At 43.5% G+C, this 6,795-nt stretch carries 8 protein-coding genes; 2 read left to right on the top strand and 6 right to left on the bottom strand.

All coding sequences use genetic code 11. The features are described from left to right. Window positions 1–271: 271 nt before the first annotated feature. The 4 genes from AM228_RS09605 to AM228_RS09590 all read right to left on the bottom strand — a co-directional run bounded on the left by AM228_RS09605 (window position 272) and on the right by AM228_RS09590 (window position 4,778). Complete coding sequence (locus tag AM228_RS09605) at window positions 272–2,290, bottom strand: serine/threonine-protein kinase (protein ID WP_054465900.1); 2,019 nt, start codon at window positions 2,288–2,290, stop codon at window positions 272–274. Between the two features lie 251 nt (window positions 2,291–2,541). Further along, complete coding sequence (locus AM228_RS09600; RefSeq protein WP_054465899.1) at window positions 2,542–3,630, bottom strand: LapA family protein; 1,089 nt, start codon at window positions 3,628–3,630, stop codon at window positions 2,542–2,544. Between the two features lie 80 nt (window positions 3,631–3,710). Further along, a complete protein-coding gene (locus tag AM228_RS09595) occupies window positions 3,711–4,361 on the bottom strand; it encodes a flavin prenyltransferase UbiX (protein ID WP_197285258.1) in 651 nt (216 codons plus the stop codon). 168 nt (window positions 4,362–4,529) lie between these two features. Next, window positions 4,530–4,778 (bottom strand): hypothetical protein, encoded by a 249-nt coding sequence (locus AM228_RS09590; protein WP_156331658.1) that lies wholly within the window; start codon window positions 4,776–4,778, stop codon window positions 4,530–4,532. Between the two features lie 120 nt (window positions 4,779–4,898). On the opposite strand from AM228_RS09590, the gene AM228_RS09585 reads away from it, so the two are divergent. Then, window positions 4,899–5,252, top strand: coding sequence for a DUF433 domain-containing protein (locus AM228_RS09585; protein WP_054464668.1), 354 nt, complete (start codon window positions 4,899–4,901; stop codon window positions 5,250–5,252). Next, window positions 5,227–5,592, top strand: coding sequence for a DUF5615 family PIN-like protein (locus AM228_RS09580; RefSeq protein ID WP_054464669.1), 366 nt, complete (start codon window positions 5,227–5,229; stop codon window positions 5,590–5,592). The genes AM228_RS09585 and AM228_RS09580 overlap by 26 nt, the downstream gene beginning before the upstream one ends. Before the next feature lie 71 nt (window positions 5,593–5,663). Here AM228_RS09580 and AM228_RS09575 read toward each other — a convergent pair whose 3' ends face one another. Further along, window positions 5,664–6,191 (bottom strand): hypothetical protein, encoded by a 528-nt coding sequence (locus AM228_RS09575; RefSeq protein ID WP_054465897.1) that lies wholly within the window; start codon window positions 6,189–6,191, stop codon window positions 5,664–5,666. Further along, the coding region (locus AM228_RS35065) for a tetratricopeptide repeat protein (protein WP_231636726.1) at window positions 6,188–6,795 on the bottom strand (608 nt) is incomplete at its 5' end. The genes AM228_RS09575 and AM228_RS35065, both read right to left, overlap by 4 nt.

Raw genomic sequence — 6,795 nt, 5'->3', positions numbered from 1 at the left:
GAAGCATGACCGCAGTAGATTTTTGTTTTGCAGCAATAACTTATATACGGTCATGCTTCGCCCTCACCTAATATTTGTGCTTCAAATACCCAGATTTTTGCCAGAAACCCGGTTTCTATTTATTTGGGGAATAATTTACCTTTGTAGGGGCGAAGCATGACCGCAGTAGATTTATGTTTTGCAGCAATAACTTATATACGGTCATGCTTCGCCCTCACCTAATATTTGTGCTTCAAATACCCAGATTTTTGCCAGAAACCCGGTTTCTCTGTCACAGCAAAGAACCCATGCCTAAATAAATCAATAACCAGGCGATCGCGCTACCCAAACCCAGGCCAAACATTGCCTTTAACCCATATTTTTTTAACGCCAATCCTTTAGAAAGTTTTTCCTTAGTAATACTCTGCTGAACGGTGCCAGTTAAAATATAGCTACTCACCCCAACTTCGGCAATTTTGCCCACCAAACCCCCGGCAACTCCCACAAATACAAAAGAACTGGCAAAAATTAGCAACGGCAACACCACCGCCACCCGTTTAAAAGCCGGTTTAAATAAGGTGAAAATACCGACCCCAACCCCACCCATTAATAAGGTAATTAACAGGCGTAACAACAGTTGAGATTTGGGACTTTCTACCCAATCAATTTGTAAATGAGTTAATAAAAATATCCCTAGTACCGTCAAAGTCGGGGCAACTAGCCATTTCTGGGCAAATTCAGCCATATTATTCAAATCATTATCGGCAATTTTTCCTGAGATATCGTTGGCAATTAACACCACTAAGGGAATAGAAATCACAGCGGCTATATAAGGATAAAGCAGAGTAATCGGTGTTGCAGCCCCGATGATTAATAATGTTAACGGTAACTGAGATGATAGTTTCTTTTGCAGCAGGGCGCTGGTTTTGGCTAAGGTGATTTTTGGGGTAACGGCTTTTACTTTAATAGTGACAATTTGGGTCGGAGTCGCTGAATTAGTATGGAGTAAAATATTCCGTTCATAAACTTCATTAATCACTAAATTTTCGGTATTGATAATAATTTCAGCTTTGACTTTATTGCGCTTAAATTTAGTTGGTTTTATTTTTAACCAATCAGCATTTTTTGGCAGTTTTTTCGCTAAGGAATCGGATAAATCATCGGCACCAGCATCAACTAATAAATTAGTCGGGGCAGTGATTTCCCAACGACCTTGTAAGACCGTATCAGCCACCGAATTTTTCACCTCTATGGTGTGGGTTAAAATTTCTCCATATTCGCCAGTTAATTCTATGGTAGATTGGCTTAATTCTACTTCCGGTAAAGTGCGATTTACGGCAATCGGGGTGAGGGCTTCCAGGGCAGCAGCAGCATGAGGAAAGCGATCGCCTGCATTGGGTTGTACCATTTTTTCCAACCAGGAAATCAAAGCATCACTAAGAAATGGCACTAATTCGCGAAAATCTAAGCGATATTGACTATCAATAATTTTGGTAATTTCTGTGGATGGAGTCTTAGTTAAAAGACAAATTAAGGTGACACCCAACCCATATAAATCAGAAGCTTCACTCAAATTGCGATCGAGTAATTGTTCCGGGGGCATAAACCCAGGGGTGCCAGAAATCACACTACTTTGCATCATGTCATCTCCGGCAATGCGGGCAAAGCCAAAATCCACTAAATACACATTCAAATAATCATCAACCAGGATATTTTCCGGTTTAATATCCCGATGAATTACGGGCGGTACTCGGTTTTGTAAATAGACCAAAATCTCTAATAAAGATGTGGCAATTTGCTTAATTTTTTCCGGGGTAAACCGACGATAAACCGCTAAAGACTTGGCATTTTTATACTCATGGACGAGACAAAATCCCTCAGCGGTTTCAAAAGAATCTAAATAACGGGGAATTCCGGGATGACTGAGTTCTCGTAATACTTTAATTTCCCGTTCGTGGGCTTTATACGCTGACCAGTCCGCCCCTGGTTTAGCAAATTGAAATTGCTTAATCACCACAGGTTGTTTAGTTTGGCAGTCCGCCCCTAGATAAGTACAGCGACCCCCCGCATAGTTATGACCTAATTTTTGCAGCACTTGATATCCATGAATTTGGAAATCAGGAAATTCATTGCTAGGGCTGAGAGTTCGCGGGCTATTTTTGCCCAAATTGGCGGTAATTTTTGTCAAAAAACTGCCAGAATTGGGCGATTCCGCTTGGGGAGAATCGTCACGATTTTTAGCCTTGGGCAACCAATTGAATAATTTTTTTAAGTTGTTTTGGTTGTTTTGGTTTAAGTTTTTTTGTTCCATGATGATTGTTCCACTGGCTGAGGAATAATTAGATTATGGCGTTTTTCGATCTGTAGGGGCGAAGCATTCCCGCAGAAGTTTGATGGGTGAGAAGCGTGAATTTTTTCCGGGAATGCTTCGCCCTTACCAATATTCCGCAGAAGTTTGATGGGTGAGAAGCGTGAATTTTTTCCGGAAATGCTTCGCCCTTACCAATATTTTATGCATATTTTAGCCAGCAACCGGGCTGTTGTGCGATCGCTGAAAAGGTTTTAAACCCAATCGTCATTATTCTTTTTCCTAGGTTTACTCCAATCATCCTCATCATTGTTACTGGTTTGATTATTGGTTTGGATTTTAGTTTGAGGTGATTCGCGTTCGCGTTCTACTTCGCGGAATCGCACAGGCTCAACTTCGGGTTTATAAACCGGAGTTGATGGTGGTTTAGGTTCCGGGGTTGGTTGCGGTGCAGGTGTCGGGGTCGGTACTACTATTTCTGGTTTAAAGGGTTCATCACTAGAATATTCATCATTAGAATATTCATCATTAGAATATTCATCACTAGAATATTCATCACTAGAATATTTGCGATCGACATAATCGTTGGATGAATAGTCACCAACGGCAGACTTTCCAGACTGTTCCTCCTGCTCATAATTAGGCGGAATAATCACTCGATACTCTGCATCATTCACCGATTCAGTAATACCCACCCCAGTATTTTCTGGTTTTCGATAACTATAAGAATAAATCGTGCCAGAGCGATATTCACTGGTTGGTGATTTCGGCACTTCATAATCAGTTTTCAGCGGCGTAACTTTAGGAGTTGCACTTGATTTTGTTGCTGGTTCTATTGGTTCATCCACCCAATTTTGCGAATCATCATCAACCCAATTTTGCTCAACTTCTTCATCATCAACCCAATTAGTCGAATCATCCTGTAAATCCCGCACCGTGCCAAAATCTGCGGCAGCTTTTGAGCCACTACGGAAACTGTCAGCATAAGTCGTGGTTTTTTCTCGGTTTGAGTATGAAGATTCATCGCCTTTGCTTCGGGCTTGAACCGATCGCGCGTCGGGAATTTTCCCGTCGTTAACCGAAGAATTTGCCCTAGCTTCTCGTGGGCGATCGCTTGCCTGTGACCTCTGACTCGCAGCGATCGGAAATTGCAGCAGCATCACAACCAATTGAGCGGTCAAAACCCCCGCAGCCAATGCGAATAAAATCCACAAGGAAAGAGGAAATGCCACAGTTTTCATCCCCAAAAATGTTAGGGGTAAAACTGGGGAGAGATTTTGCTGAATAAAAATAACGATCGCTACCACAGATACCAGCAGTAATCCTAGGCGTAAGTTTCGCATAATTTTATCCTCAAATGGGACTAGAGGGGCTTTCGGGACAGAGCCCGATCTGTACCAGGGCTGGCATGAATTGATCTAACCTAATCGCTATTTTTGTTTTGGCGATGGCCTTGCCAACGATTAATCGGGATACAGTCAATTTCTAACTGATCCAAAGCCCGTGCTACTACAAAGTCTACTAAATCCTCAATAGTTTGAGGATGATGATACCAAGCAGGAATTGCCGGGACAATTCGCACACCGGCTTCAGCCAAAGCGGTTAAATTCCGCAAATGAATCAAACTAAAAGGCGTTTCACGGGGGACAATTACCAGTTTACGACCTTCTTTAATTTGCACATCTGCGGCGCGTTCGAGTAAATCGGAACTTAAACCCGCTGCCAATTTAGCCACGGTACTCATACTACAGGGAATCACGACCATTCCCAAAGTTCTAAAAGAACCACTAGCGATATTCGCCCCCACATCTTGCCAAGGGTGACAGGTTAACTGACCTGTGGTGACACCTCCGGCTAGTTCCCGCCAAAATTCCCCTTGTAATTCCGGGTCAGCGGGCATTTTAATATTGTTTTCCGCTTGCCAAACCATATAAGCGGATTTCGAGGCCACCAGTTCAATGTGATAATTGGCTTCTAGGAGAAATTTCAGCGATCGCACCGCATAAATTAAACCAGAGGCACCGGATACGCCCAAAATTAAGGGCTTAGGAGAAGGAGAAATCGATTCAGACATGAATTTACGAAAGTTTTCTAATTAATAGAATACTGTATCGGCGAAGCGATCGCCCCTCAGCCCTCCCAGAAACCGGGTTTCTTTTTCGCCTCCCACAGATAACTCCTAATATTCACAACAGAAACCCGGTTTCTTTGCCCCAACAGCCACCCCCAGAACCCCAGAAACTCAGAAACCGGGTTTCTTTTTTGCCTCCCACAGATAACTCCTAATATTCACAACAGAAACCCGGTTTCTTTCTCCCAACAGCAGAAACCCGGTTTCTTTACCCCAACAGCCACCCCCAGAACCCCAGAAACCGGGTTTCTTTCTCGCTTCCCACAAATAACTCCGGATACCCACCCCAGAAACCCGGTTTCTTTGCCCCAACAGCCACCCCCAGAACCCCAGAAAGCGGGTTTCTTTATCGCTTCCCACAGATAACTCCTGATACCAACAGCAGAAACCCGGTTTCTTTGCCCCAACAATTCTTTTTCCATGATATAATATCAATTACCCAGTCAACTTACACCAACTTTAAAATAGGAGGATTCACCGATGCAATTGGAAGACTATTTTGATTTTCAGCGATCGGATGATATTCGGGTCAAAGGAACGCGAATCGGCATAGAAACTATCCTATATGATTTCATTCATCGCGCTCGCACTCCCGAACAAATTGCCCAAACTTATCCATCTCTAAACTTAGAACAAGTTTATGCTACTATCCTTTATTATCTGCATAATAAAGAAGCCGTTAGTAACTACATTGCTGACTGGTTAGAGTGGAGTCATCAGCAACTTAAAGCCCAACAACTTAATCCTCCACCTGGTATTGCTAGACTGCAAAAATTGAGAGCGGAACAAAAAGCTAAACAAATCAAAAATGAGTCTGAATTATCTGTTGGATGAAAATGTCGATCCTAGCTATAAAGCTGAAATGCTGACAAGCAATCCCGATTTGATAATTTGGTGCGTGGGGGAACCAGAAGCACCGAGTCGGGGAACTTTAGATCCAGAAATTCTTAAATGGTGTGAGGAATATAACTTTATCTTGGTGACGAATAATCGTAAATCGATGCCCTTGCATTTGGCAGATCATTTAGCTGAAGGTCGTCATATACCAGGGATTTTTCTCCTCAATGCCAAATTAAGTATCGGACAAAATATTCGGCAATTAATTTTTATTGCTGAGGCATCTTTTGATGATGAATATCAGGATCAAATAGTTCATTTGCGAGAGATTGTTTGAAACCCCCAGAACCCCAGAAACCGGGTTTCTTTTTCGCTGCCACAGATAACTCCTGATACCAAATCCGGTTGTTAAAACCCGTTTATCAGGTCATATGTCATTCCCGCGAAGGCGGGAATCCACAAGCGTTTTAGGTAATGATCATAGTCAGTATATGAGAACCGGATTTGGTATGATACCCACCCCAGAAACCCGGTTTCTTTGCCCCAACAGCCAACCCCAGGACCCAGAAACCGGGTTTCTTTCCCGCAACCCACAGATAACTCCTGATACCCACCCCAGAAACCCGGTTTCTTTGCCCCACCAGCCACCCCCAGAACCCCAGAAACCGGGTTTCTTTTTCGCAACCCACAGATAACTCCTGATACCCACAACAGAAACCCGGTTTCTTTGCCCCACCAGCCAACCCCAGAACCCCAGAAACCGGGTTTCTTTCCCGCAACCCACAGATAACTCCTGATACCCACCCCAGAAACCCGGTTTCTTTGCCCCAACAGCCACCCCAGAACCCCAGAAACCGGGTTTCTTTCTCGCAACCCACAGATAACTCCTGATACCCACCCCAGAAACCCGGTTTCTTTGCCCCAACAGCCAGTCAACTTTTGTCTAACATCCTGCGGTAATTTTGCAGAAATATTTGGGTATTAGGATGATTTTCTCCTAAACTTTTGATGGCTATTTTGATCGCTCTTAAATACAACGGTTCCGCCTCTTCATACCTTCCCTGAGACTTGTACAGACCCGCTAAATTGTGGAGGTGAGTTGCTAGATAGGGATGGTCTGGTGGTAAGGATTTTTCTACAATGGCGATCGCTCTTAAATACAACGGTTCCGCCTCTTCATACCTTCCCTGAGAATAGTACAGATTGGCTAAATTGTGGAGGTGAGTTGCTAGATAGGGATGGTCTGGTGGTAAGGATTTTTCTACAATGGCGATCGCTCTTAAATACAACGGTTCCGCCTCTTCATACCTTCCCTGAGAATAGTACAGATTGGCTAAATTGTTGAGGTCTGTTGCTAGAGAGGGATGGTCTGGTGGTAAGGATTTTTCATCAATGGCGATCGCTCTTAAAAACAACGGTTCCGCCTCTTCATACCTTCCCTGAGAATCGTACAGACCCGCTAAATTGTTGAGGTGTCTTGCTAGATCGGGATGGTCTGGTGGTAAGGATTTTTCATCAATAGCGATCGCTCTTAAATACA

The organism is Planktothricoides sp. SR001 (genome assembly GCF_001276715.1).
GTDB lineage: Bacteria > Cyanobacteriota > Cyanobacteriia > Cyanobacteriales > Laspinemataceae > Planktothricoides > Planktothricoides raciborskii.
This window is presented reverse-complemented; position numbering and strand designations above follow the sequence as displayed.